At 63.1% G+C, this 21,610-nt stretch carries 20 protein-coding genes; 3 read left to right on the forward strand and 17 right to left on the reverse strand.

What is annotated here, in order from left to right; all coding sequences use genetic code 11:
• Nucleotides 1-22 precede the first annotated feature (22 nt).
• Nucleotides 23-964, reverse strand: coding sequence for an ornithine carbamoyltransferase (argF, locus tag RS897_RS06970; RefSeq protein WP_315835852.1), 942 nt, complete (start codon nt 962-964; stop codon nt 23-25).
• On the reverse strand, nt 961-2,160 hold the full coding sequence (locus RS897_RS06975) for an aspartate aminotransferase family protein (RefSeq protein ID WP_315835853.1): 1,200 nt from the start codon (nt 2,158-2,160) through the stop codon (nt 961-963). The genes argF and RS897_RS06975 overlap by 4 nt, the downstream gene beginning before the upstream one ends.
• Nucleotides 2,161-2,669: 509 nt before the next feature.
• Here RS897_RS06975 and RS897_RS06980 point away from each other — a divergent pair.
• On the forward strand, nt 2,670-3,179 hold the full coding sequence (locus RS897_RS06980; RefSeq protein WP_315835854.1) for a GcrA family cell cycle regulator: 510 nt from the start codon (nt 2,670-2,672) through the stop codon (nt 3,177-3,179).
• A gap of 100 nt (nt 3,180-3,279) precedes the next feature.
• On the opposite strand, the gene phoB is transcribed toward RS897_RS06980, so the two are convergent.
• The 10 genes from phoB to RS897_RS07030 form a co-directional block, all read right to left on the reverse strand.
• On the reverse strand, nt 3,280-3,981 hold the full coding sequence (phoB, locus tag RS897_RS06985) for a phosphate regulon transcriptional regulator PhoB (protein WP_315835855.1): 702 nt from the start codon (nt 3,979-3,981) through the stop codon (nt 3,280-3,282).
• Nucleotides 3,982-3,995: 14 nt separating this feature from the next.
• Nucleotides 3,996-4,709, reverse strand: a complete 714-nt coding sequence (phoU, locus tag RS897_RS06990; protein ID WP_315835856.1) for a phosphate signaling complex protein PhoU — start codon at nt 4,707-4,709, stop codon at nt 3,996-3,998.
• A gap of 25 nt (nt 4,710-4,734) precedes the next feature.
• The gene (gene pstB, locus RS897_RS06995) at nt 4,735-5,550 is read right to left on the reverse strand and encodes a phosphate ABC transporter ATP-binding protein PstB (protein ID WP_315835857.1); all 816 of its coding nucleotides are present in this window, start codon (nt 5,548-5,550) and stop codon (nt 4,735-4,737) included.
• Entirely contained in the window at nt 5,547-6,431 is an 885-nt protein-coding gene (gene pstA / locus RS897_RS07000; protein WP_315835858.1) for a phosphate ABC transporter permease PstA, read from the reverse strand. The genes pstB and pstA overlap by 4 nt, the downstream gene beginning before the upstream one ends.
• Nucleotides 6,431-7,426 (reverse strand): phosphate ABC transporter permease subunit PstC, encoded by a 996-nt coding sequence (gene pstC, locus RS897_RS07005; RefSeq protein ID WP_407654536.1) that lies wholly within the window; start codon nt 7,424-7,426, stop codon nt 6,431-6,433. The genes pstA and pstC overlap by 1 nt, the downstream gene beginning before the upstream one ends.
• A 248-nt stretch (nt 7,427-7,674) precedes the next feature.
• Nucleotides 7,675-8,721 (reverse strand): phosphate ABC transporter substrate-binding protein PstS, encoded by a 1,047-nt coding sequence (pstS, locus tag RS897_RS07010; protein WP_315835859.1) that lies wholly within the window; start codon nt 8,719-8,721, stop codon nt 7,675-7,677.
• Nucleotides 8,722-8,859: 138 nt separating this feature from the next.
• Entirely contained in the window at nt 8,860-10,200 is a 1,341-nt protein-coding gene (locus RS897_RS07015; RefSeq protein WP_315835860.1) for an ATP-binding protein, read from the reverse strand.
• Nucleotides 10,187-11,242: a lysylphosphatidylglycerol synthase domain-containing protein gene (locus tag RS897_RS07020; protein ID WP_315835861.1), complete on the reverse strand. Its 1,056-nt coding sequence runs from the start codon at nt 11,240-11,242 to the stop codon at nt 10,187-10,189. The genes RS897_RS07015 and RS897_RS07020 overlap by 14 nt, the downstream gene beginning before the upstream one ends.
• Before the next feature lie 338 nt (nt 11,243-11,580).
• Nucleotides 11,581-11,877, reverse strand: coding sequence for a hypothetical protein (locus RS897_RS07025; RefSeq protein WP_315835862.1), 297 nt, complete (start codon nt 11,875-11,877; stop codon nt 11,581-11,583).
• Between the two features lie 2 nt (nt 11,878-11,879).
• Complete coding sequence (locus tag RS897_RS07030; RefSeq protein WP_315835863.1) at nt 11,880-13,277, reverse strand: OmpA family protein; 1,398 nt, start codon at nt 13,275-13,277, stop codon at nt 11,880-11,882.
• A 172-nt stretch (nt 13,278-13,449) separates the two neighbouring features.
• Here RS897_RS07030 and RS897_RS07035 point away from each other — a divergent pair, with 172 nt between their 5' ends.
• A complete protein-coding gene (locus RS897_RS07035) occupies nt 13,450-14,505 on the forward strand; it encodes a polysaccharide deacetylase family protein (RefSeq protein ID WP_315835864.1) in 1,056 nt (351 codons plus the stop codon).
• A 113-nt stretch (nt 14,506-14,618) separates the two neighbouring features.
• Nucleotides 14,619-15,425 carry an SDR family oxidoreductase gene (locus RS897_RS07040; protein ID WP_315835865.1) on the forward strand — a complete coding sequence of 269 codons (807 nt, stop codon included), beginning with the start codon at nt 14,619-14,621 and terminating at the stop codon, nt 15,423-15,425.
• Nucleotides 15,426-15,547: 122 nt separating this feature from the next.
• On the opposite strand, the gene boxA is transcribed toward RS897_RS07040, so the two are convergent.
• The 5 genes from boxA to RS897_RS07065 all read right to left on the reverse strand — a co-directional run bounded on the left by boxA (nt 15,548) and on the right by RS897_RS07065 (nt 21,561).
• Entirely contained in the window at nt 15,548-16,744 is a 1,197-nt protein-coding gene (boxA, locus tag RS897_RS07045; protein ID WP_315835866.1) for a benzoyl-CoA 2,3-epoxidase subunit BoxA, read from the reverse strand.
• Between the two features lie 20 nt (nt 16,745-16,764).
• On the reverse strand, nt 16,765-18,210 hold the full coding sequence (gene boxB / locus RS897_RS07050) for a benzoyl-CoA 2,3-epoxidase subunit BoxB (protein WP_315835867.1): 1,446 nt from the start codon (nt 18,208-18,210) through the stop codon (nt 16,765-16,767).
• A gap of 62 nt (nt 18,211-18,272) precedes the next feature.
• A complete protein-coding gene (gene boxC / locus RS897_RS07055) occupies nt 18,273-19,961 on the reverse strand; it encodes a 2,3-epoxybenzoyl-CoA dihydrolase (RefSeq protein WP_315835868.1) in 1,689 nt (562 codons plus the stop codon).
• 117 nt (nt 19,962-20,078) lie between these two features.
• The gene (locus RS897_RS07060; protein ID WP_315835869.1) at nt 20,079-20,651 is read right to left on the reverse strand and encodes a DUF309 domain-containing protein; all 573 of its coding nucleotides are present in this window, start codon (nt 20,649-20,651) and stop codon (nt 20,079-20,081) included.
• 88 nt (nt 20,652-20,739) lie between these two features.
• Entirely contained in the window at nt 20,740-21,561 is an 822-nt protein-coding gene (locus RS897_RS07065; RefSeq protein ID WP_315835870.1) for an alpha/beta fold hydrolase, read from the reverse strand.
• Nucleotides 21,562-21,610: the final 49 nt, after the last annotated feature.

Consider the following 21,610-nt stretch of genomic DNA (forward strand, 5'->3'; position numbering starts at 1 on the left):
GTCGACCGGCATCGGGAGGGCGTCAGGAGACGGCGTCAAAGCACCAGGCCAGAATGCCCTTTTGCGCGTGCAGACGGTTCTCCGCCTCGTCGAACACCACGGACTGCGGACCATCGATCACCTCGTCGGTGACCTCGTCGCCGCGGTGGGCCGGAAGGCAATGCATGAACAGCGCGTCCGGCTTTGCCAACGACATCAGCTTGGCGTTGACCTGATAGGGCTTCAGCAGATTGTGGCGGTGCTCGCCGTCCTTGTCGCCCATCGACACCCAGGTGTCGGTCACGACGCAATCCGCGCCGCGCACCATGTCCTCGGCGCTGGTGTCGAGCACGATCGGCGCGTTAGTCGCCTTGATCCAGTCCTTGAAGGCCTTCTTCGGCGACAGCTCCGGCGGCGTCGCAATGTGCAGGTTGAACTTGAAGCGTTCCGCCGCGTGCGCCCAGGAGGCCAGCACGTTGTTGTCGTCGCCGGTCCAGGCCACGGTGCGGCCCGTGATCGGCCCGCGATGCTCCTCGAAAGTCATCAGATCGGCCATCACCTGGCACGGGTGCGAGCGCCGGGTCAGCCCGTTGATCACCGGCACGGTGGCATGTTCAGCGAGTTCCAACAGCGCATCATGATTGAGAATCCGGATCATGATGGCATCGACAAAGCGGGACAGCACCCGCGCGGTATCGGCGATGGTTTCGCCGCGCCCAAGCTGCATCTCCGCGCCGGTCAGCATGATCGGCTCGCCGCCGAGCTGGCGCATGGCGACATCGAAGGACACGCGGGTGCGCGTCGACGGCTTCTCGAAGATCATTGCCAGGGTCTTGCCCTTGAGCGGCTGATCCCACAGTTCGTTCTTGGCCTTGGCGCTCTTCAGCTGTGCCTTCAACGCGGCACCGGCGTCGAGCATGGTGCGCAACTCCGTGGTGGGCACGTCGTTCAGATCGAGAAAATGGCGGGGCGTGGCCTTGCTCATGAAACGGCTTTCCGCTCCGACAGCGCGGCGCAGGCGCGCTCCAGCCGGGTCACGCCTTCGGCGATCTCGGCCTCGGTCGCGATCAGCGGCGGCAGGAAGCGCACGACATTGTCGCCTGCGCCCACAGTCAGAAGCTTTTCACCACGCAAGGCGGCCACCAGATCGCCGCTCGGGATCACGGCCTTGACGCCGATCAGCAGTCCTTCGCCGCGAACTTCACTCAGAACGCTCGGATAGCGGTCCACCACCGAGGCGAGCTTTTGCTTCAACAGCAGCGACATGCGCTTGACGTGGTCGAAGAAGCCCGGCGCCTGCATCACGTCGAGCACCGCGCCCGCCGCGGCAATCGCCAGCGGATTGCCGCCGAAGGTCGAGCCGTGGGTGCCCGCGGTCATGCCGGCGGCAGCCTTGGCAGTCGCGAGACAGGCACCGATCGGAAAGCCACCGCCCAGCGCCTTGGCCAGCCCCATCACGTCCGGTGTCACGCCGGTCCATTGATAGGCAAACAGTTCGCCGGTGCGACCCATGCCGGTCTGCACCTCGTCGAACGCGAGCAGCAGATCGTGCTCGTCACAAAGCTGCCGCAGGGCCTTGAAGAACGATTGCGGCGCCGAGCGCACGCCGCCCTCGCCCTGCACGGCCTCGATCAGGATGCCGGCGGTGTTCGGGCCGATCGCCTTCTTCGCCGCCTCGATGTCGCCATGGGGAACCTGGTCGAACCCTTCGACGCGGGGACCGAACCCTTCGAGATATTTTTCCTGGCCGCCGGCGGCCAGTGTCGCCAGCGTCCGGCCATGGAACGCGCCTTCGAACGTGATGATCCGGTAACGCTCCGGCTTGCCCTTCGCCGCCTGATATTTGCGGGTGACCTTGATGACCGCTTCCATCGCCTCCGCGCCGGAATTGGCGAAGAAGACGACGTCGGCAAAACTCGCCTCGCAGAGGCGCGCGGCAACCTTCTCGCCGTCCGGGCTCTTGAACAGGTTCGACATGTGCCACAGCTTTGTCGCCTGCTCCTGCAGGGCGGCGACAAGATGCGGGTGCGCATGTCCCAGCGCGTTGACCGCAACGCCACTGGTGAAGTCGAGGTAGCGCTCGCCGTCGGTGCCGTGGAGCCAGACGCCCTCACCGCGCTCGAACGCGAGATCCGCCCGTGCGAACACCGGCATGAGATGGGACGACGTGTTGGTGCTCATGGCAACTCTGCTTGCAAACCTGATTGAACTTTCGGGCGGGCCCTGTCGACAGACCACGATGTGACTCCAAACACTCAGGATTTGGATCGGACACCGCGAGATCGGACGATCGATGGACCTACCCCGGAAACAAAACGTGCCGCCTCGTCGGGCAGCACGCGGCAGTTATTCTATTGGCGCGTCCAATACTGTCAACCTGGCTGTCAACACGGCAATGGTACTGAAAAGCCGCAGAAAAAGCCGTTTATCAAATTTCTATTGCAGAACATGTGGACTTGTGATGCCCGACTCTTGCGCGTGAGTCACGGCATATTGTAGCTTCGGGATGGTCGGATACGACATCTCGTGCGGCAGATCTGATCCTTAACGGTCTCGGTAACAGCGTAGACGCCCGGTTGCGACAGGCGCATCCGGCGAGGGCTAAGGGATTCTGCCGGCAGGGATTTTTGAGACACAGACGTCGCCGACGGCCTCGCGGTCGAAAGGCGCGACACGAAGGGAATGGTGCGATGACGGTAATGGGTTGGACCGACGATCGCGTAGAACAGTTGAAAAAACTCTGGGAGGCGGGTCTTTCGGCCAGCCAGATCGCCGCGGAACTCGGCAATATCACCCGGAATGCGGTGATCGGAAAGGTCCACAGGCTCGGCCTGTCGGGCCGCGCCAAGAGTCCGTCCTCGGCTGCCCCGCGTCAGCGCAAGGCGCGGCCGGCCCAGCATATGATGCGGATCGCGCGGCCGATGTCGCGCGGCAATACCGCGCTTGCGCATGCGTTCGAGGTGGAGGCCGAGCCGGATCCGGTGGCCTACGACAACGTGGTTCCGATGAGCCAGCGGCTGTCGCTGCTGGAACTGACGGAAGCGACCTGCCACTGGCCGGTGGGCGATCCCGGCAGCAGTGATTTCTTTTTCTGCGGCGGCAAGGCGCTGGGCGGCCTGCCCTATTGCGCGCATCACTCGCGTGTCGCGTATCAGCCGGCGAGCGATCGCCGCCGTGACCGCCGTCCGTCGGGCAAGTAGTTCGGCAAGTCGCCGCACGCAGCGGCGGATACCTGGAGAAACAAAAAAAACGCCTCATCATCGATGAGGCGTTTTTTGTTTGAGCTGGCGAAGACCTGCGTCAGTCGACTTTGGCGAAGCGGTCGTCGAGTGCATAACCCGCGCCGCGTACGGTGCGGATCGGATCCTGGTCGCGGCCGAAGTTCAAGAGCTTGCGCAGCCGACCGATGTGCACGTCGACGGTTCGCTCGTCGATATAGATATCGCGGCCCCAGACGCCGTCGAGCAACTGCTCGCGGCTGAAGACACGTCCCGGATGCTCCAGGAAAAACTCGAGCAGGCGATACTCGGTCGGACCGAGATCGATCGGCTGGCCGGAGCGGGCGACACGACGCTTGTCGCGATCGAGTTCGATATCGCCGTAGGTCAGCACCGTGGCCAGACGCTCGGGACTCGCGCGGCGCAGCAGGCCCTTCACCCGTGCCAGAAGCTCCGGAACCGAGAACGGCTTGACAATGTAGTCGTCGGCGCCGGTCGCAAGCCCCCTCACCCGTTCGCTTTCCTCGCCGCGCGCGGTCAGCATGATGATCGGCAGTTGCTTGGTCTCGGGACGGGTGCGCAGCCGGCGGCAGAGCTCGATGCCGGACAGACCCGGCAGCATCCAATCCAGCACGATCAGATCGGGAATTCGCTCCTTCAGCCGGGTATCGGCTTCGTCGCCGCGGGCGACTGTCTCAACGTCGTAACCTTCGGCATCGAGATTGTAACGCAGCAGCGTGGTCAACGCTTCTTCGTCTTCGACAACCAGAATGCGGGCGCCCATGTCTTTTCCTTAGTTCAGTTGCCGGAGGCGGTGGCGAATGCAGTCATATCGCCCTTCGGGCGCTGATCCTGCATCTGCTGGCCTTCGACCATATAAAACACCGTTTCGGCGATGTTGGTGGCGTGATCGCCCATCCGCTCGATGTTCTTCGCGCAGAACATCAAATGGATGCAGAAGCTGATGTTGCGGGGATCTTCCATCATGTAGGTGAGCAGTTCGCGAAACAGCGACGTGCAGATCGCGTCGACCTCTTCGTCGCCCTTCCAGACCGCCATCGCAGCCGGCAGATCGTGGGCGGCGTAGGCGTCCAGCACCGACTTGATCTGCGACTGCACCAGGTTGGCCATGTGCTCGAGGCCGCGGATCAGCTTCAGCGGATGGAAATCATTGTCCAGCGCGCTGACACGCTTGCCGATGTTCTTGGCGAGGTCGCCGATCCGCTCGAGATCGGTGGTCACGCGCATCGCGCCGACGATCTCGCGCAAGTCCACGGCCATCGGCTGACGCCGGGCGATGGTGAGAACGGCACGCTCCTCGATGCCGCGCTGCAGCTTGTCGAGCTCGGCATCGGCCGCGACGACCCGCTGGCCCAGCGCAATATCGCGGCGGATCAACGCATCGACCGACTCGACGATCTGCCGCTCGGCGAGGCCGCCCATTTCGGCGACCAGCCGGGTCAGTTCCTGCAAGTCCTGGTCGAAGGCTTTGGCTGTATGTTCGAAGGCCATCATGTTCTCCCGCGCCTATCGCGCCTCAGCCGAACCGGCCGGTGATGTAGTCCTGTGTCCGGCGGTCCGACGGGGTGGTGAAAATCTTGGTCGTCGGACCGAATTCGATCAACTCGCCCAGATACATGAAGGCCGTGAAATCGGAGACACGCGCCGCCTGCTGCATGTTGTGGGTCACGATCACGATCGTATAATCGTCCTTCAGTTCGTCGATCAGTTCCTCGATCTTGGCGGTCGAGATCGGGTCAAGCGCCGAGCATGGCTCGTCGAACAGGATCACCTCCGGCCGCACCGCGACGGTGCGCGCGATGCAGAGCCGCTGCTGCTGGCCGCCCGAGAGGCTGAGGCCGTTATCGTTCAGCTTGTTCTTGACCTCGTCCCACAGCGCCGCCCGGCGCAGGGACTGCTCGACCCGGTTGTCGAGTTCGCTCTTCGACAGCTTTTCGTACAGCCGGATCCCGAAAGCGACATTCTCGTAGATAGACATGGGGAACGGGGTCGGCTTCTGGAAGACCATGCCGATCCGCGCCCGCAGCAAATTGAGGTCCAGCCCCGGCTCCAGGATGTTGGATCCGTCGAACGTGACCTGGCCGCCGGCGCGCTGGTTCGGATAAAGGTCATACATCCGATTGAGGACGCGCAGCAGGGTGGACTTGCCGCAGCCCGACGGTCCGATGAACGCGGTCACCTTGTTCGCATAAAGCGACATGGTGACGCTCTTCAACGCCTTGGCCTCGCCATAGAAGAAGTCGAGATCGCGGATCGCGATCTTGTCCTTGAGAGAAGCGGTGTCGAGCGACGGAGGACTCGCCGACGAGGGGGTCGCTGTGGCCAAATTCATGTCGATTTCCTTGTCCCGGCAAGCGCGCGCGCCGAAATACTGAGTACAAGCACAGAAAGCGTGATGATGAGCGCGCCGGTCCAGGCCAGCTTCTGCCAGTCCGCGTAGGGGCTGAGCGCGAACTGGAAGATAACGACCGGAAGACTCGGCGTCGGTGCATTGAGGTTGATGACGGAGAAGTCGTGACCGAGCAGGCTGAACGGCACGGTGCTGAGGAACTGGTGGTTGAGCGCGGTGAACAGCAGCGGCGCCGTCTCGCCGCTAACGCGGGCGACTGCGAGCAGGATACCTGTGATGATCCCCGATCGCGCGGCGCGGTAGGCGATCTTCTGGATCATCAGTGACCGCGGCAGTCCGATCGACGCCGCGGCTTCGCGCAACGTGTTCGGCACCAGCACCAGCATGTCCTCCGTGGTGCGCACCACCACCGGGATCACGATCACCGCCAGCGCAATAGCGCCGGCGATGCCCGAAAAGTGCCCCATCGGGCGGACCATGACTTCGTAGATGAACAGGCCGATCACGATCGACGGCGCGCTCAGCAGAATGTCGTTGATGAAGCGCACGACACTGGTGAGTTTGTCGTGGCGACCGTACTCAGCCATGTAGGTGCCGGCCAGGATGCCAATCGGTGTTCCGATCGCGACCGCCAGCACGGTCACAATCAGACTGCCGATGATGGCGTTGAGCAGACCACCGTCGGAGCCGGGGGGCGGCGTCATTTCGGTAAAGACGTTCAGCGACAACCCGCTGAAGCCCTTCCAGAACAACACGCCGAGAATAAGCGCCAGCCACGCGAGACCGATGCCGGTGGCGCCGATCGAGGCCACGACCGCGATCGTGTTGCGGCGGCGGCGGGAGTTGTAAAGCGAGGTATTCATCAGCCGATCCTCCGCTCGATCCGCAGCAGCAGATAGCGCGCGATGGCGAGCACGATGAAGGTGATCACGAACAGGATGAGGCCGAGCGCGACCAGGGACGAGGTGTAGAGGTCGCCCACCGCTTCGGTAAATTCGTTGGCGATGGTCGCCGAGATCGTGGTGCCGGGGGCGATCAGCGAGGCGGCGATCTTGTGGGCGTTGCCGATCACGAAGGTCACGGCCATGGTTTCGCCGAGCGCACGTCCCAGCCCCAGCATGCAGCCGCCGATGACGCCGACCCGGGTATAGGGCAGCACCACGTAACGCATCACTTCCCAGGTGCTGCAGCCGAGACCGTAGGCGGCCTCCTTCAGCACCGGCGGCACCGCATCAAACACGTCGCGCGAGATCGAGGTGATGAACGGCAGCACCATGATCGCCAGGATCAAGCTCGCGGTCAGGACGCCGATGCCATAGGGCGGCCCCGCGAACAGCGACGACAGGCCCGGCACGTTTTCGAAGGTGGAAATCAGGCCGGGCTGGACATACTGCTGCAGGAAGGGCGCCAGCACGAACAGGCCCCAGATGCCGTAGATGATGCTGGGAATGCCAGCGAGCAGCTCGATTGCGATTCCGATCGGGCGACGAAGCCACATCGGGCACAGTTCGGTCAGGAACATGGCGATCAGCAGCCCGAACGGAACCGCGATCAGCATGGCCACGAACGAGGTCACCAGCGTGCCGTAGATCGGCGCCAGCGCACCGAACTTCTCGGTCACCGGATTCCAGCTCTGCGACACGATGAAGTCGAGGCCAAATTCCTTGAGGGCGGGCAGCGAGCCGGAGATCAGTGCGACGATGACGCCGCTCAGGATCAGCAGCACAAAGAGCGCCGCAGTGCGCGTCAGCACTCTGAAGACGTTATCGCTCGTCCTGAGTTTGTCGAGGGCGCGCGCGCGCTCTTTTACATCCTGCCGGGCACTCACGCTCTGGCCATCCCACGCCATATCAACCACGGCCTGCCTCCTGGCGACTGTCATCGCAATTCTCTCAGCATACAACTCGAGAGACGTGAATTCGAAAGGCCTGCCCGGATTTGCCACCGATCCCGGCAGCGAATGACGCACGTTCGACGCACATCAACGAGCAACACTTAGAACTTTTAGACGCGTTTTCTTCACGCGAACCGGTATCCACTTCGCTGGAAAACGCTTCGAGGGGAGAGGAGCGGTGGGAAAGCCCGTGCTTTCCCACCGCACGGCACTCAGTTCGAGGCCGAGAACAGCGGCTTGCCAGCCGAGTCCTTGATCTGGCCGGCCCAGACCTTCTGGATCGCGGTGACGACCTTGGCAGGCATCGGCACGTAGTCGAGCTCCTGCGCAGCCGGTCCACCCTTGGCATAGGCCCAGGCGAAGAACTTCAGCGCTTCGGTCGCAGCAGCGGCATCCTGCGGCTGCTTGTGGATCAGGATGAAGGTCGCGCTCGAGATCGGCCAGGAGCCGTCACCCGGCTCGTTGGTCAGGATCACGCCGAAACCCGGAGTGCCTTCCCAGTTGGCGTTCGCGGCAGCGGCCGTGAACGATTCAACGGTCGGAGCGACGGTCTTGCCGGCCTGGTTGATGAGCTTGGTGAAGCCCAGCTTGTTCTGCTTGGCATAGGCGTATTCGACGTAGCCGATCGAACCCTTGGTCTGCGCGACGTTGTTGGCGACGCCTTCGTTGCCCTTGGCGCCGAGACCGGTGGGCCATTCGACGGCGGTGTTGGCGCCGACCTTGCTCTTCCAGTCCGCGCTCACCTTCGACAGATAGTCGGTGAACACGAAGGTGGTGCCCGATCCGTCGGAGCGGTGCACGACCACGATCGCCTGCGCCGACAGCTTGGCCGACGGGTTCAGCTTCTTGATCGCCGCATCGTCCCAGCTCTTGATTTCGCCCTGGAAGATCTTGGCAATGGTCGCACCGTCGAGCACGAGCTCGCCGCCGGCAACGCCGTCGAGGTTGACGACGGCAACGACGCCGCCCATCACGGTCGGGAACTGGATCAGACCGCCCTTCTCGAGCTCTTCACCCTTGAGCGGCATGTCGGTGGCGCCGAAGGTGACCGTCTTGGCCTGGATCTGCTTGATGCCGCCACCGGAACCGATGGACTGATAGTTCAGGCCGTTGCCGGTCTCTTTCTTGTAGGAGTCCGCCCACTTCGCGTAGATCGGGTACGGGAAGGTCGCGCCGGCGCCGGAAATGTCCAAGGCACGGACCGGCAGCGTCGATGCGGCGATCAAGCCAGCAGCGACGATCGCTTTGATGAAATTCACGGGTTGTCTCCATTCTTTGAGCGGGGCTCCGGTCGCTTTCGACGGGCCCCTGCGGCTTCTTAGAAGCCTGCGTTCAAGCTTTTATGAGAGTTTGATGACGGTCATGTGACATCGTCAACCCGTTGAAAATACGTATATTTAAGCGCTGGCGGGAGATTTTGTCTGTGGAAAACAGGCGGTGAAGGTGGCGCCCTTCTTGGGCACGCTCTCGATCAACAGACGGCCGCGATGACGGTTAAGAATATGTTTCACCAAGGATAAACCAAGGCCGGTGCCGCCCTGCGCCCGGCTGTCGCCGACATCGACCCGATAGAACCGCTCGGTCAGCCGCGGCAGGTGTTCGGGGGCGATGCCGGGACCGAAATCGCGCACCAGAACCCGGACCTCGGGCGCCCCGTCGCCGCCGGCCGCCGTGACCAGCGACACGATCACCCGGCCACCCGACGCCCCGTATTTGAGGGCGTTCTCGATCAGGTTTTCGAACAACCGCAGCAGTTCCTCACGATCACCGGCGATCATGATCGGCGCCGTCGGCAGTTCGATCTCGATCGTCACCTGGCGCTCATGCGCCAGCGCTTCGAGCCCGTCGGCGACCTGACGGATGATCACGACGATGTCCACCAGTGTATCCGGCCTGACATGGGCGCTGAGTTCGACGCGAGACAGCGACAGCAGGTCGTCGATCAGGCGTGCCATACGGGTCGCCTGGGCGTGCATGATGGCGAGAAAGCGCTCGCGTGCCTTGGCGTCATCACGCGCCGGTCCCTGCAGCGTGTCGATGAAGCCGGACAGAGCGGCCAGCGGCGTGCGCAGTTCATGGCTGGCGTTGGCGACAAAATCGGCGCGCATTTCCTCGACCCGGCGCAGCGGCGTCTGGTCGTGAAAGGTCATCAGCATGGAATAGTCCGAGCCGCCGAAGGCGGTCGGCACCGCGATCGGCGTGACGATCAGCTCCATCCAGCGGTCGACCGGAACGTGGTCGAGATAGGTGGTCCGCTTCGGCTCGGCCGAGGCGATCGCCTCGCGCAGCGCCGTGATGATTTCCGGCGACCGCAGCGCGAACTGCGCCAGTTCGTTTTTGCGCAACGCAGGCGCCAATTGTCCGGCCGCGGAATTGAAGTGCAGCACCCGTCCGGCGCGGTCGAGCAGCACGGCGGGATCCGGCATGCCCTCGACGATGGCCCGGACCACCGCGGTCTCGACCGGCGCAATGCCTACCCCTTCGCCTCTCGCCTGCTCCACGTCGCGCAGACGCCAGGGAATCAGCGCTCCCGCCACCAGGCAGATAAATACGGCCAGGGCGCGCGGGAACGAGACCTCGCCGAAGATGACGAGCCCGCCCAGTGCGAAGCCAGCCGCAAGCAGAATGATCGCGGCCCGGCGCAGCCGGTCCGCCCACTGCGCCAGCCAGGGCGATCCGGCTCTAGTCGCCGGCAATCCGGTATTGTGGTTTCGACCTGTCTGGTCAGATGCCGCCATCACGTTGGTCCTGCAGGATCGAGGGCCTCTGCTTGGCCTTTTCGTCAAGTGCGGCCAAAGCTTCTTGCACGCGCTTGTTGCGCGCGCCCACGATGACCTCGCGAAGCGTCAGGAGCGTGACGGAAAGCACAAACGGAACCAAGTAATACAGCACACGGAACAACAGCATGCCGGCCAGGAGCTCTTCCTTGTCGAACTGCCACAGCCCGATCAGCATGGCGGCGTCGAACACGCCGAGCCCGCCGGGGGAGTGCGACGCAAATCCCAGCAGGGTCGCCGAGACAAAAATCACCGCCACCACGATAAAGCCGACATGGGGCTCCTCGGGCAGCAGGATGAACATCGCCAGCGCACAAAAGCCGAGATCGATGATTCCGATCGCGATCTGCAGCAGCGTCAGCGGACCGCCGGGCAGCACCACGGTCCAGGTGCCGCGGCCGACCTGGCGCGGCTTGATCCAGACCCAGGCCACGTACCCCACCAGCGCGGCGAGAATGACCACCGCAGCAAGGCGGTTGAACCAGGCCGGCAACTGATCGACCGCAGCGGCAGCCTCCGGGTGATAAAGCACGCCCAGGCCGAGCACCGCGGCATTGCCCAGCCAGAAGGTGAGACCGGCCACGAAGCAGACCTTCGCCACATCGACCGCGTTCAGCCCCCAGGCCGAGTAGATGCGGTAGCGCACGGCGCCGCCGGTGAAGACGCTGGCGCCGACATTGTGTCCGATCGAATAGCTGGTGAAGCCGGCAAGCGCCGCAATCCGATAAGGCACATTCGCCTTGCCGATGGTGCGCAGCGCGAACAGGTCATAGAACGTCAGGGTGAAATAGCCGGCGGCGACACACAGCCCGGCCAGCGCGATCGCGCGCCGGTCGGTCTCGCGGATCGCTTCCATCAGGTCATCGAAATCGAGATCCCGCAGCGAATGGTAGAGAATGTAGCATGCGGTCGCGATGATCGTGATGCTGATCACAATGCCGAGTTTTTGCAGTATCTGCCGCTCGCGCAGAACCGCGATCGTTCTGCGTATTGATCCCAGCATCTAGACCTCGAATGCCATCCTCCGCGGCGCAACAAAGCGGATCAGTTCGGCTGACCTCGTTTCCCTGCGCCGGACCTCCACCGGCCTGAGTGTGGTAGCAGAACAGCGATGCTGTCGCGAGGCCGCGGTCCCTTCAATTCCATCTTTTCGGCGTTTCAATTGGCCGCCACGCATTTGGTGTATCTGGCGCCGGCATCTCGTCCGTGCCACCCCCACCCTCGTTCGAATGTCATTCTGGGCATCATTGGCAGGAACCGTCATTAGACTTTAGTAACTATCCGTTTGGGGGAATGATCAGCCGGGAAAAAGTCCTGCCTCGGAAACAACCTGCCCAAATTTCATTTCGCCGCAGCGTGACGGGAAATCGCCCGATCCCGCAGCCACGACCCCACCGCACAGCCCACCAGATAGAGGGCGAACATGACAAGACCAAGATCGAACCAGTAGCCCGGACGCCCCGGAATCACCCGCGCCAGGGTGACCCCGGCGAACACCGCCAGGACGACGGCGATACGCCGCAGCATGACCTTCGACAGCGGCTGGCCGCGGTGAACCACGGAGATCCAGCCCATGGCGAGGCCCAGCAGCAAGGCGCCCAGCAGCCATCCCCAATGAAATATCGCCAGATACGCCATCGCTATTCCTTCACCACGAACTCGATGCGGCGGTTCTGCGCCTTGCCTTCGTCGGTCTCGTTGGAGGCGATCGGCTGGGTGCTGCCATATCCGACCGCGGTCAGGCGCTCCAGCGGCAGGCCGGCCCGCACCAGATAGTCATCAACCGCCTGCGCCCGCTTTTCGGACAAAGCCTGGTTTGCGGCATCGTCACCGGCGGAGTCGGTGTGACCGGCGATCTCGATATTGGCGGCGGGGCAGCGCAAGGCGGTCTCGACCAGCCGATCGAGCAGCCCCAGCGAATCCGGATCGATTTTGGCCTGTCCGGTTTCGAAGCGGATCCGGCCCTTGCGGAACAGGTCGGCGAACAGCTGCTGGCACACCGTGGAATCGACCACGCTCGCGGCCGGCCGCACCGAGACCTCCGCATTGGCCTTCCAGCCTTGCGGCAGATCGGTCGCGAGGGCAGCACGGATCTGGTCGGCGGCAACACCATAGAGCGCATCGCCGGACAGCTTGACCTCGCGATCGGCGATCACCAGCGATCCCGTCGACAGCCGCGATAGCGCTCCAAGCGCAGCGATTGCGGCGTTGGAAAACCCGGACGGCGCACCGACGCTGGCCTTTAGATTGTCGACCACTTTTCCATCGAAGAATTTTCGCGTCACTGCCGCGACCAGCGCGGCGTGGACGGTGTTGTCCGGGACGTAGCCGCTGATGCTGACCGTCCCGGCGACGGGATCCTTGTTGACCTGGAAGATGTAAGGCGGCGCCTTGATGGCGTTTTCGGTGACGGAATAACCCTCGGGCAGGTTCTTCAGTGCCGCGGCGATGGCCTCCCGGCCACCGAGATCGCGCGCCATGCCGCTGAGGCTCACGCTGGTGTCCGACAAGACTGCCTTGCCGTCCTTCAACTTGCCGATCTGATCGAGCAGCAGCTGGGCCGCCGCATCGAACCGTGGCGGCGCCCCACGCGCCAGCCCCATCCGGTCGGAGACCTCGGTGCCGGCGACGGCCGCCTTGGCTGCGTCGAACAGCCGCGTCTTGACCGTCGGAAGCGGCGCACTGCCCCAGAGCGTGACGCGAACCACATCACGCTCCGCGACCCAGATGAAGGGCTTGGCTTCCGGCACAAGTCGCGTCTCGTCAATGACCAGCCGGACGCCCGGCACCGTCTCGGCCTGCCCCAGCGCGCTCAGCCGTCCTGGTTCCGAAAAAGCCTCCGCGGCCAGCGTCACGTCCCGCCCGGACGCCGAAACCCGGATCTTGTCCAGAACGGCGTCCTTCAATGCGGCCGTGGTGTGGGCCGCAAGGTCTTCTTCGAGTGGAACCGTGCTGTGCCAGGCAGCAACGCCCCAAAGGATGGCTAACGGAAGCAGACCCGGCCACCATTTGTCGCACCACCTGAAAAATCCGCGCATTCCGCTACCTTCATCGATCCCGCAGCAGTGAAATCAAACACTTGCGGGGGTGTCAATTTAGAAATGAGAAGGGGGCGCCCTAACGATCCTGCAGGTCAGGCTAACCGTTTTTTCAACGGTTTCTGTCACTGCTTGCGCTTCGTCTTAACGACCGCCGGTATATCCCCGTTTCATGACGCAGCTTCGCAACAGCATCATTCGGGCTGGATTCGATGCCCTTTACTTCTCAGGGGCCCACCACCTGTTGCGGCCGCTATTGTCCGGCGTGGGCGTCATCCTGATGCTGCATCACGTCCGCCCGGCCCGGCCGGATGCTTTCCAGCCTAACCGGCATCTGGAAATCACCCCGGAGTTCCTGCGCGCCACCCTCGCCCATGTCCGCGCTCTGGGGCTCGACATCGTCACCATCGACGAGTTGCACCGCCGCCTGCGCGACGGCGACTTTTCCCGCCGTTTCGCCTGCTTCACCTTCGACGACGGCTACCGGGACAATCGCGACTACGCGCTGCCCGTGATGCGCGACTATGACGCACCCTTGACGGTGTATGCCGCAACCGACTTTGCCGACGGCACCGGCCCGCTCTGGTGGATCGGGCTCGAACAATTGGTGGTGCAAGCCGACGTGATCGACGCGCCGATTGACGGGGGTATCAAGCTCGAGGCCAGCACGGTGCCGGCGAAGCAGATCGCGTTCGACCGTCTGCATGGCTGGCTGCGCAGCCTTCCGAGCGACGCCCACGTGCGCGACGCCGTGCAGCAGCTGTGCATTAGCCACAATATTCAGGGAACGGCGTTCGGCCGCGACTTGTGCCTGTCGTGGGATGAAATGCGCACGTTCGCCGCCGACCCGCTGGTCACGATCGGCGCGCACACACTCTCCCATTGCAACCTGGCGCGAGCCAGCGAAGCCGATGCGTCCCATGAAATGGGCGAGAGCCGCGCCCGTATTGAGAATGCGCTTCAGCGTCCGGTGCTGCATTTCGCCTATCCCTATGGCGACAAGATCGCGGCATCGACCCGCGAATTCGATCTCGCGCGCACGCTTGGCTTCAAGACGGCGCTGACCACGCGGCCGGGCATGCTGTTTGCGGAGAGCGCCGATCACCTGACGGCGTTGCCGCGAATTTCGCTGAATGGAAATTATCAGGACAAGCGGTTTCTCTCGGTGCTCACCTCCGGCGCCGCCACCGCAGTGTGGAATGGATTTCGCCGCGTCGCCGCGGCCTGATGCAGGCCGGCAATCGTCTGGCCGCCAATCCTTGACTCCCTGCCCTCCCAGGGCTCACACCATGCCAAAGCCGCGCTGAAGAGCGCCGGAAAAGCTTTCATGGGAGGACAAGCATGTTCAAAGATCTCTTTTCTCTAAAAGGCCGCATCGCCGTCGTCACCGGCGGCTCGCGCGGTATCGGCAAGATGATCGCGGCGGGGTTTCTCGCCCAGGGCGTCGCCAAGGTCTACATCACCGCGCGCAAGGCCGGTCCCTGCGAAGAGACGGCGAAAGAGTTGACCGCGCAATATGACGGCGAGTGCATTGCATTGCCGATCGACATTTCGACCACCGCCGGCATCGAGATGCTGGCCTCCGAGCTCAAGAAGCGCGAACCCAAGATCGACATCCTGGTCAACAACGCCGGCGCTGCCTGGGGCGCCGATTTCGACGAATTCCCGGAGAGCGGCTGGGACAAGGTGATGAACCTCAACGTCAAGACGCCGTTCTTTTTGACCAAGGCGCTGGCTGCGCAGCTGCGCGCGGCCGCCACCGCCGAGAAGCCGGCCAAGGTCATCAACATCGCCTCGATCGACGGCATCTTCGTCAATCCGATGGAGACCTATTCCTATGCCGCCAGCAAATCGGGACTGATCCACCTGACGCGGCGGATGGCGGTGAAGCTGATCAAGGACCATGTGGTGGTGACCGCGATTGCGCCGGGGCCGTTCAAGTCCGACATGAACAAGGCGGCGCGCGACAACGCCGACGCCGTGGCGACACGCGTGCCCGCCGGCCGGGTCGGCACCGACGAGGACATGGCAGGCGCGGCGATTTATCTCGCATCACGCGCCGGAGATTATGTGGTGGGGGCGACGATCGCCGTGGACGGCGGGATTGTCTATGCCAATGCCGGCATCAAGGGTGATGGCTGGGATTAATCTCTTCTTAGTTGGAAGAGAGGCACCGCGCTTCTGCAACGAATGCCGTCATGCCCGGCCTTGTGCCGGGCATGACGCCGAGAGCAATGATTGGCTCTTCGCGAGCGATCGTGCTGAAAGCGTCAATACGTCTCGACGTGATACCGCCCGCTCTCGCGCATCGTTGCCTTGAGCGTCGCCCAATCAAGCGAAGCGTGGCGGCAGACGTCGGCGAAGGCTTCGTCGACGCCGCTTTCCATGCCTTTCAGGCCGCAGATGTAAATGTGGGTATGGGAATTATTCAGCAGGGCGCTGAGGCGCGCACCTTCGCTGCGGATGCGGTCCTGCACATAAGTGCGCGGCTCGCCCGGCACCCGTGAATAACAGAAGTGCCGTGTCAGCAGTTTTTCCGGCACCTTCTGCAGCGGCCCGAAATACGGCAGCTCCTCCGGACGCCGCGCGCCGAAGAACAGCAGCAGATGCCCCGCCGCCTCCGGCATGGCGCGGCGACGCCGCTCGGTGAAGCCGCGGAACGGAGCTGATCCCGTGCCGGTGCAGATCATCAGGATGTTGGAGGCCGGATCGTTCGGGATCAGGAAGGTGGCGCCGAACGGACCGGTGATCTCGACCTTGGCGCCGCGTGGCAGGTCGCAAAGATAATTCGAGCAGACGCCCTTGTCCTCGCGCTTGACCGTCAAGGACAGGTTGTTGGCATTCGGCTTCTCGCCATCGCGGGCGCTGGCGATGGAGTAGAGCCGCGCGGCGTGCGGCTTGCCCTCGGCGTTCAGGCCGGGCGGGATGATGCCGATGCTCTGACCCTCCAGCACCGGAAACGGCTGGTCACCAAAATCCAGAATAATGTGCCGGACGTCAGAGTCCGCCTCGGCGTGGGTCAGCCGGAAATTGCCGGTGATGGTGGCCTTGGCCGGTTTGCCGCGGTTATAGAGATTGACCGTCGGCTTGCTTGCGGAGGCCGGCGCCACGGGTTTGCCGCCGAGCCCCTTGCGGGCTTCCTCGAGCAAGGCGCCAACATCGTCCTCCAGCGCCTCGATCGCACCGCCAGCCTCGCCGCTGGCGATCTCTTCCTGTGCCGGCAGGTCGCTCCAGGAGAATTGCTCTTCCAGCGAATACGCCTTCGACACCACGCGCCAGTTGTCGATGGCGCCGGTCGGACAGGGCGAAATGCAGTCCATGCAGTAGTTGCAGATCTCCGCATTGACGACATAGTTGTTGTCGTCATGGGTGACGGCATCGATCGGGCACGTCTCCTCGCACGTGTTGCACCGGATACAAATCTCCGGGTCGATCACGTGCTGCTTGAGGAGACCTTCAACATGCATGACTTGTTATCCACTCGGACTTAGGCGGCGATCTTCACGTATTCGAAATCGCCGGGCTTGTTGTCGATGCCGACCTTCGGCGGCGAGATCCAGTTGGCGAACTTGCCGGGTTCGCTCACTGGCGTCATCAGCGAGGAAATGAAGTCACCATCGTCCGTCGACGGCAGATAGTTGTTGCGGATTTTGGCCCATTCCGCATCGCTGACGATGATACCCTTCGGCGTCGCCTGCACATTGGTGAATTCGCCGATCTGGCGATGGAACGCGGTGTGCGGCAGTTCCAGCCGGAAGTTGACGCCGGCCTTCTCGATGATCTTGTTCCAGCGTTCCACGCCCTTGGCGCAGTCGGCGGTGTAGTCGTCGCGCAGGCGCATGTTCAGCGCCGTCAGCGCCGGCTCGTCAACCAGCTTGATCTCGCCGTCGACCATCTTCAGCACCTGGTAGATGTCGTCGGTCAGCCGGTGATCGTCTTCGATCTTGGTTTCCTGGAAGCGGCCCTTGAGGCCGGCGTTGTAGAAGTTCGCCGCGTTGGTGGAGACCTCCGAGCCGAACAAGTCCAGCGACAGCGAGTAGTGCAGGTTCATCTTCTTCTGCATGGTCGGCAGGTCGATGACGCCGAGCGCACGCACCTTCTCGATAGCATTGGGATCGTCGATGCCGGCGGCCTTCATCGCCTCGCAGGTCCGCTGCAGGACGCGGCCAACGCCGGTTTCGCCGACGAACATGTGGTGCGCCTCCTCGGTCAGCATGAAGCGCGTGGTGCGCGACAGCGGATCGAAGCCCGACTGCGCCAGACTCTCGAGCTGCATCTTGCCGTCGCGATCGGTGAAGAAAGTGAACATGAAGAACGACAGCCAGTCCGGTGTTGCCTCGTTGAAGGCACCGAGCATGCGCGGGCTATCCTCATCGCCGGAGCGGCGGCGCAGCAGATCGTCCGCCTCCTCGCGGCCGTCGCGGCCGAAATACTTCTGCAGCAGATAGACCATCGCCCAAAGGTGACGGCCCTCCTCCACATTGACCTGGAACAGGTTGCGCATGTCGTAGAGCGACGGCGCAGTCTTGCCGAGATGGCGCTGCTGTTCGACCGAAGCCGGCTCGGTGTCGCCCTGGATCACCACCAGACGACGCAGCATGGCGCGATATTCGCCGGGCACCTCCTGCCAGGCCTTCTCACCCTTGTGCTGGCCAAAGTTCACCAGCCGCGTCTCATCCTGCGGCGCCAGCAGCACGCCCCAGCGATACTCCGGCATCCGCACGTAATCGAACTTGGCCCAGCCCTTCGGATCGACGCTGATCGCGGTGCGCAGATACACCAGCGATTCCTGGAAGCCCTCCGGACCCATGTCGTTCCACCAGTCGAGATAGCCCGGATGCCAGCCCTCCAGGGCCTTCAGCACCTGACGGTCCTCGGCGAGATTCACATTGTTCGGAATCTTGGTGGTGTAATCGACGTTCATCACGTTCATGGCCAACTCCCGTTGTGCATCTTTTGATCGCCGTGCCCGCAAGCACGGCGCAATGACTTGTCTCAGACCCGCGTCATGTCGAACTGCGCGCGCTCGCCCGTGCCATAGCGGCGCAGCGCGCCCTCCTCACCAACGGCATTGGGACGCTGGAAGATCCAGTTCTGCCAGGCCGTGAGCCGCGAGAAGATCTTCGATTCCATGGTCTCGGGGCCGACAAAGCGCAGGTTCGCTTCCATGCCGGTGAGGCTGTCGGGGGAGAAGCTGGCGCGTTCCTCGAAGAACACCCGCACCTCATCGTCCCAGTCGATGTCGTCCAGCGCGAAGGTCACCAGGCCGAGTTCTTCGGCGGTGTCCGCATCGAGCGGCTCACCGATCCTGGCCTGCGCGGTCTCCACATCGGACGGATCGGCCTGGAAACGCGATTGCAGCCGGGTCAGCCCGTGGCTCATGGGATAGGGACCGAAATTCAGAGACGACAGAATGATCTCGGCCGGCGGACGATTGTCGCCCTGTTTCTCGCCGATCAGCATGTAGGAGCGGTCGGCCGCGAACACGAGTTCAGCCAGCGTGCCGACAAAGCAGGAGCCCGGCTCGACCAGCGCCACCAGGGTGCGCGAGGTAACGTCGACACGCTTGAGCACGCGTTTCCAGTAATGGCGGATCTCGTTGACCAGCCAGTGATCCTTGTGCGCGTCGAGGAACGCGTCATAGGCGAGAACCTGGGCGCGGTCGCCGTGCGACTTGAACACGAACATCGCGGTGCCGAGCTCATTGATGCGCAGATGCAGGATGGCGTCGTCGAGTTCGCGCGCCACCTGAAGCGGCCAGAAGTCCGCACCCTGTTTTGCCATATCAGCGACGCTTGCCGGCGGCGCCGTCTCCGGCGCCTTGATCGAGATGGTGGCGATCCGGGCATCGCGGTTGATGTCGACACTGACGAAGCCATAACGCAGCCCGTTGTCATCGATGGTGCGCGTCAGCGGGGTCAGCATAACGCCGTCCCCCTCACCGTTGCGCTTCGATGCTGCGGCGAAAGCCTTGGCACGATCGGCGACCTTGGCGTCGAGTTTCGAATTCGGGACGATCTCATCCACCAGCCGCCACTGCACGGCGCGCTTGCCCTTGATGCCTTCTTCGATGGTGCAGAAATAATCGGCATGGTCGCGGCGCACCTTGCGCTTGTCGACCACGCGGGTGAGACCGCCGGTGCCGGGCAGCACCGCGAGCAGCGGCACTTCCGGCAGCGCCACCGCGGCCGAGCCGTCATCGGCCAGCACGATGTGGTCGGCCGCGAGCGCCAGTTCATAGCCGCCGCCGGCTGCGGTGCCGTTCACAACGCAGACAAAACGCTGGCCGGAATTCTCGCTGGAATCCTCCAGGCCGTTGCGGGTTTCGTTGGTGAACTTGCAGAAGTTGACCTTGTGCGCATGGGTGGCGCCCGCGAGCATGCGGATGTTGGCGCCGGCGCAGAACACCCGGTTCTTGCCCGAGCGCAGGATCACCGCCTTCACGCCGGGATGCTCAAAGCGCAGCCGCTGCACGGCATCGGCAAGCTCGATATCGACGCCGAGGTCGTAGGAATTCAGCTTGAGCTGGTAGCCCTCGAACAGGCCACCATTCTCATCGACATCCATGGTCAGCGTGGCGACATCGCCAGCGACATCCAGCTTCCAGTGCTTGTACCGCGACGGCTCGGTCTGGAAGTCGATGTGTTTTGCGCCGTTGGCGAGCTTGCGATCCTCACCTGCCATGAGCCACCCTTTTGATTTGCCTGTGTGTTCGTGTGCCGCTGCTTCAGCGTTGATATGCATAATAATGCATGTTTTGGCGGCGGTCCACCCTTAATCGCCGAAAATATGCATTTTCTTTCATGTCAGCTGAGGAGCATTGGCACTATCGTTCCAATAATGACGGGCCCAGTTCCGCAACTCTTTTGCCAGCGCTTCCGCTGGAAAACCCGCCGCCAGGCTGTCTCCGGCTTGGGAGCGGCGACGCACCGTCAGTTCCGTCAACTCCGTGGCGGCATCCGCGATCAGCCGTTTCACCGCCTGAGGTTTGCCCATCTTCAGTTTGAGATTGGCGTTGGCGATCTGGATGCAGGCACGCAGGCAGATCCGGTCCAGCCCGCCTTTCGGCGCCACCTTCCAGACCGCTTCGAGAATCTCGTGCGCTTCCCAGAAGAAGCCTTCGTCATTCAGCCGCAGGCCATAGAGCACCGCTGCATGCGAGGCAGGAACGAAGCCGTCGAACCGCTCCGGCACCAGCGCCTTGACGCGATCGAGCGTGACACGATCGGCTTGCGTATCGACGCCGGGGACATAGGCCCAGCGCGGCAGAACATGTGTAGTTGTTGTTTGATCCGAAACACTCACACGATCTATCTCGTCGTCCTGAGGTGGCCGTGCATAGCACGGCCCTCGAAGGGCGTACGCCCGGGCCATTCATCCTTCGAGGCTCGCCCAGCGGTGCAAGTGCACCGCAAGGCTCGGACCTCAGGATGACGGAGATACATTGCTAAAAACGCGCGACTTACGCCGCCCGTCCCAACTCGCCTTCACCGTGCACGCGCAGGATCCGGTTGACGAAATCGGACACCACTTTCAGTGTCACCTCCGGCGCCTCGCGCTGCGGGCTATGTCCTGCGCCCGGAATGATCTCGGCATCGACCGGGCAATAACACTCCTCCTCCGCAATCGCGATCTGCCGCAGCGTGCCGTAATGATCGTCGGCGCCCTGCACGATGGCGATCGGCACCCGGACATAAGCGAGCGATTCGGAAATGTCCCAGGCGCGGAATGCCGGATCGAGCCAGGCGTTGTTCCAGCCATAGAATGCGTTGTCGACGTCGCTGTGCCAGCGCGCCAGCCTCTGTTTGAGATCGCCCTGCTCGTAATCGATTTTGATTTTTGCGATCGACGCCACCGAAATGTCCTCGACAACAAAGTGCGGCGCAATCAGGCACAGGCCACGGATGCGATGATCCTGCACGCCGCCGGCATAGATGGCAGCGATCGACGCGCCATCGGAATGGCCGATCAGGAGCCCGCGGCGGAAGCCGACGGCATCGAGCACCTGTGGCAACACATCGAGCGCCTCACGGTGCATGTAGTCGATTGAACGCGGCAGCGTGGCGGGGGTCGATGCGCCATAACCGCTGCGCGAATAGGCGAACACGCCGGTGCCTGTTGCGGCCGCGAGCTTATCGGGGAAATCACCCCACAAACCGGCGGAGCCCAGGCCTTCGTGCAGCAGCACCAGCGTCGGCGCGACATCGGGCGCCGGCCCGACCATCCGGTATTCGATCTGGCTTGAACCGATGGTCAGGTGCCCGGATGACTGCAGTGCGCTCATGACTCTCTCCGTTTCGTCTGTAGCCCGGATGAGCGAAGCGATATCCGGG

This window comes from Bradyrhizobium prioriisuperbiae (assembly GCF_032397745.1).
GTDB lineage: Bacteria > Pseudomonadota > Alphaproteobacteria > Rhizobiales > Xanthobacteraceae > Bradyrhizobium_A > Bradyrhizobium_A prioriisuperbiae.

Coding starts and splice junctions, on each gene's coding strand:
- RS897_RS07030 (WP_315835863.1), bottom strand. CDS start 13,277: ATGCGCGGATTTTTCAGGTGGTGCGACAAATGGTGGCCGGGTCTGCTT.
- RS897_RS06980 (WP_315835854.1), top strand. CDS start 2,670: ATGACGGTAATGGGTTGGACCGACGATCGCGTAGAACAGTTGAAAAAA.
- RS897_RS07040 (WP_315835865.1), top strand. CDS start 14,619: ATGTTCAAAGATCTCTTTTCTCTAAAAGGCCGCATCGCCGTCGTCACC.
- RS897_RS07025 (WP_315835862.1), bottom strand. CDS start 11,877: ATGGCGTATCTGGCGATATTTCATTGGGGATGGCTGCTGGGCGCCTTG.
- RS897_RS07035 (WP_315835864.1), top strand. CDS start 13,450: ATGACGCAGCTTCGCAACAGCATCATTCGGGCTGGATTCGATGCCCTT.
- boxB (WP_315835867.1), bottom strand. CDS start 18,210: ATGAACGTGATGAACGTCGATTACACCACCAAGATTCCGAACAATGTG.
- pstA (WP_315835858.1), bottom strand. CDS start 6,431: ATGAATACCTCGCTTTACAACTCCCGCCGCCGCCGCAACACGATCGCG.
- RS897_RS07065 (WP_315835870.1), bottom strand. CDS start 21,561: ATGAGCGCACTGCAGTCATCCGGGCACCTGACCATCGGTTCAAGCCAG.
- pstB (WP_315835857.1), bottom strand. CDS start 5,550: ATGAATTTGGCCACAGCGACCCCCTCGTCGGCGAGTCCTCCGTCGCTC.
- phoB (WP_315835855.1), bottom strand. CDS start 3,981: ATGGGCGCCCGCATTCTGGTTGTCGAAGACGAAGAAGCGTTGACCACG.
- RS897_RS06975 (WP_315835853.1), bottom strand. CDS start 2,160: ATGAGCACCAACACGTCGTCCCATCTCATGCCGGTGTTCGCACGGGCG.
- RS897_RS07020 (WP_315835861.1), bottom strand. CDS start 11,242: ATGCTGGGATCAATACGCAGAACGATCGCGGTTCTGCGCGAGCGGCAG.
- phoU (WP_315835856.1), bottom strand. CDS start 4,709: ATGGCCTTCGAACATACAGCCAAAGCCTTCGACCAGGACTTGCAGGAA.
- boxA (WP_315835866.1), bottom strand. CDS start 16,744: ATGCATGTTGAAGGTCTCCTCAAGCAGCACGTGATCGACCCGGAGATT.
- RS897_RS07060 (WP_315835869.1), bottom strand. CDS start 20,651: ATGGCCCGGGCGTACGCCCTTCGAGGGCCGTGCTATGCACGGCCACCT.
- boxC (WP_315835868.1), bottom strand. CDS start 19,961: ATGGCAGGTGAGGATCGCAAGCTCGCCAACGGCGCAAAACACATCGAC.
- RS897_RS07015 (WP_315835860.1), bottom strand. CDS start 10,200: ATGGCGGCATCTGACCAGACAGGTCGAAACCACAATACCGGATTGCCG.
- argF (WP_315835852.1), bottom strand. CDS start 964: ATGAGCAAGGCCACGCCCCGCCATTTTCTCGATCTGAACGACGTGCCC.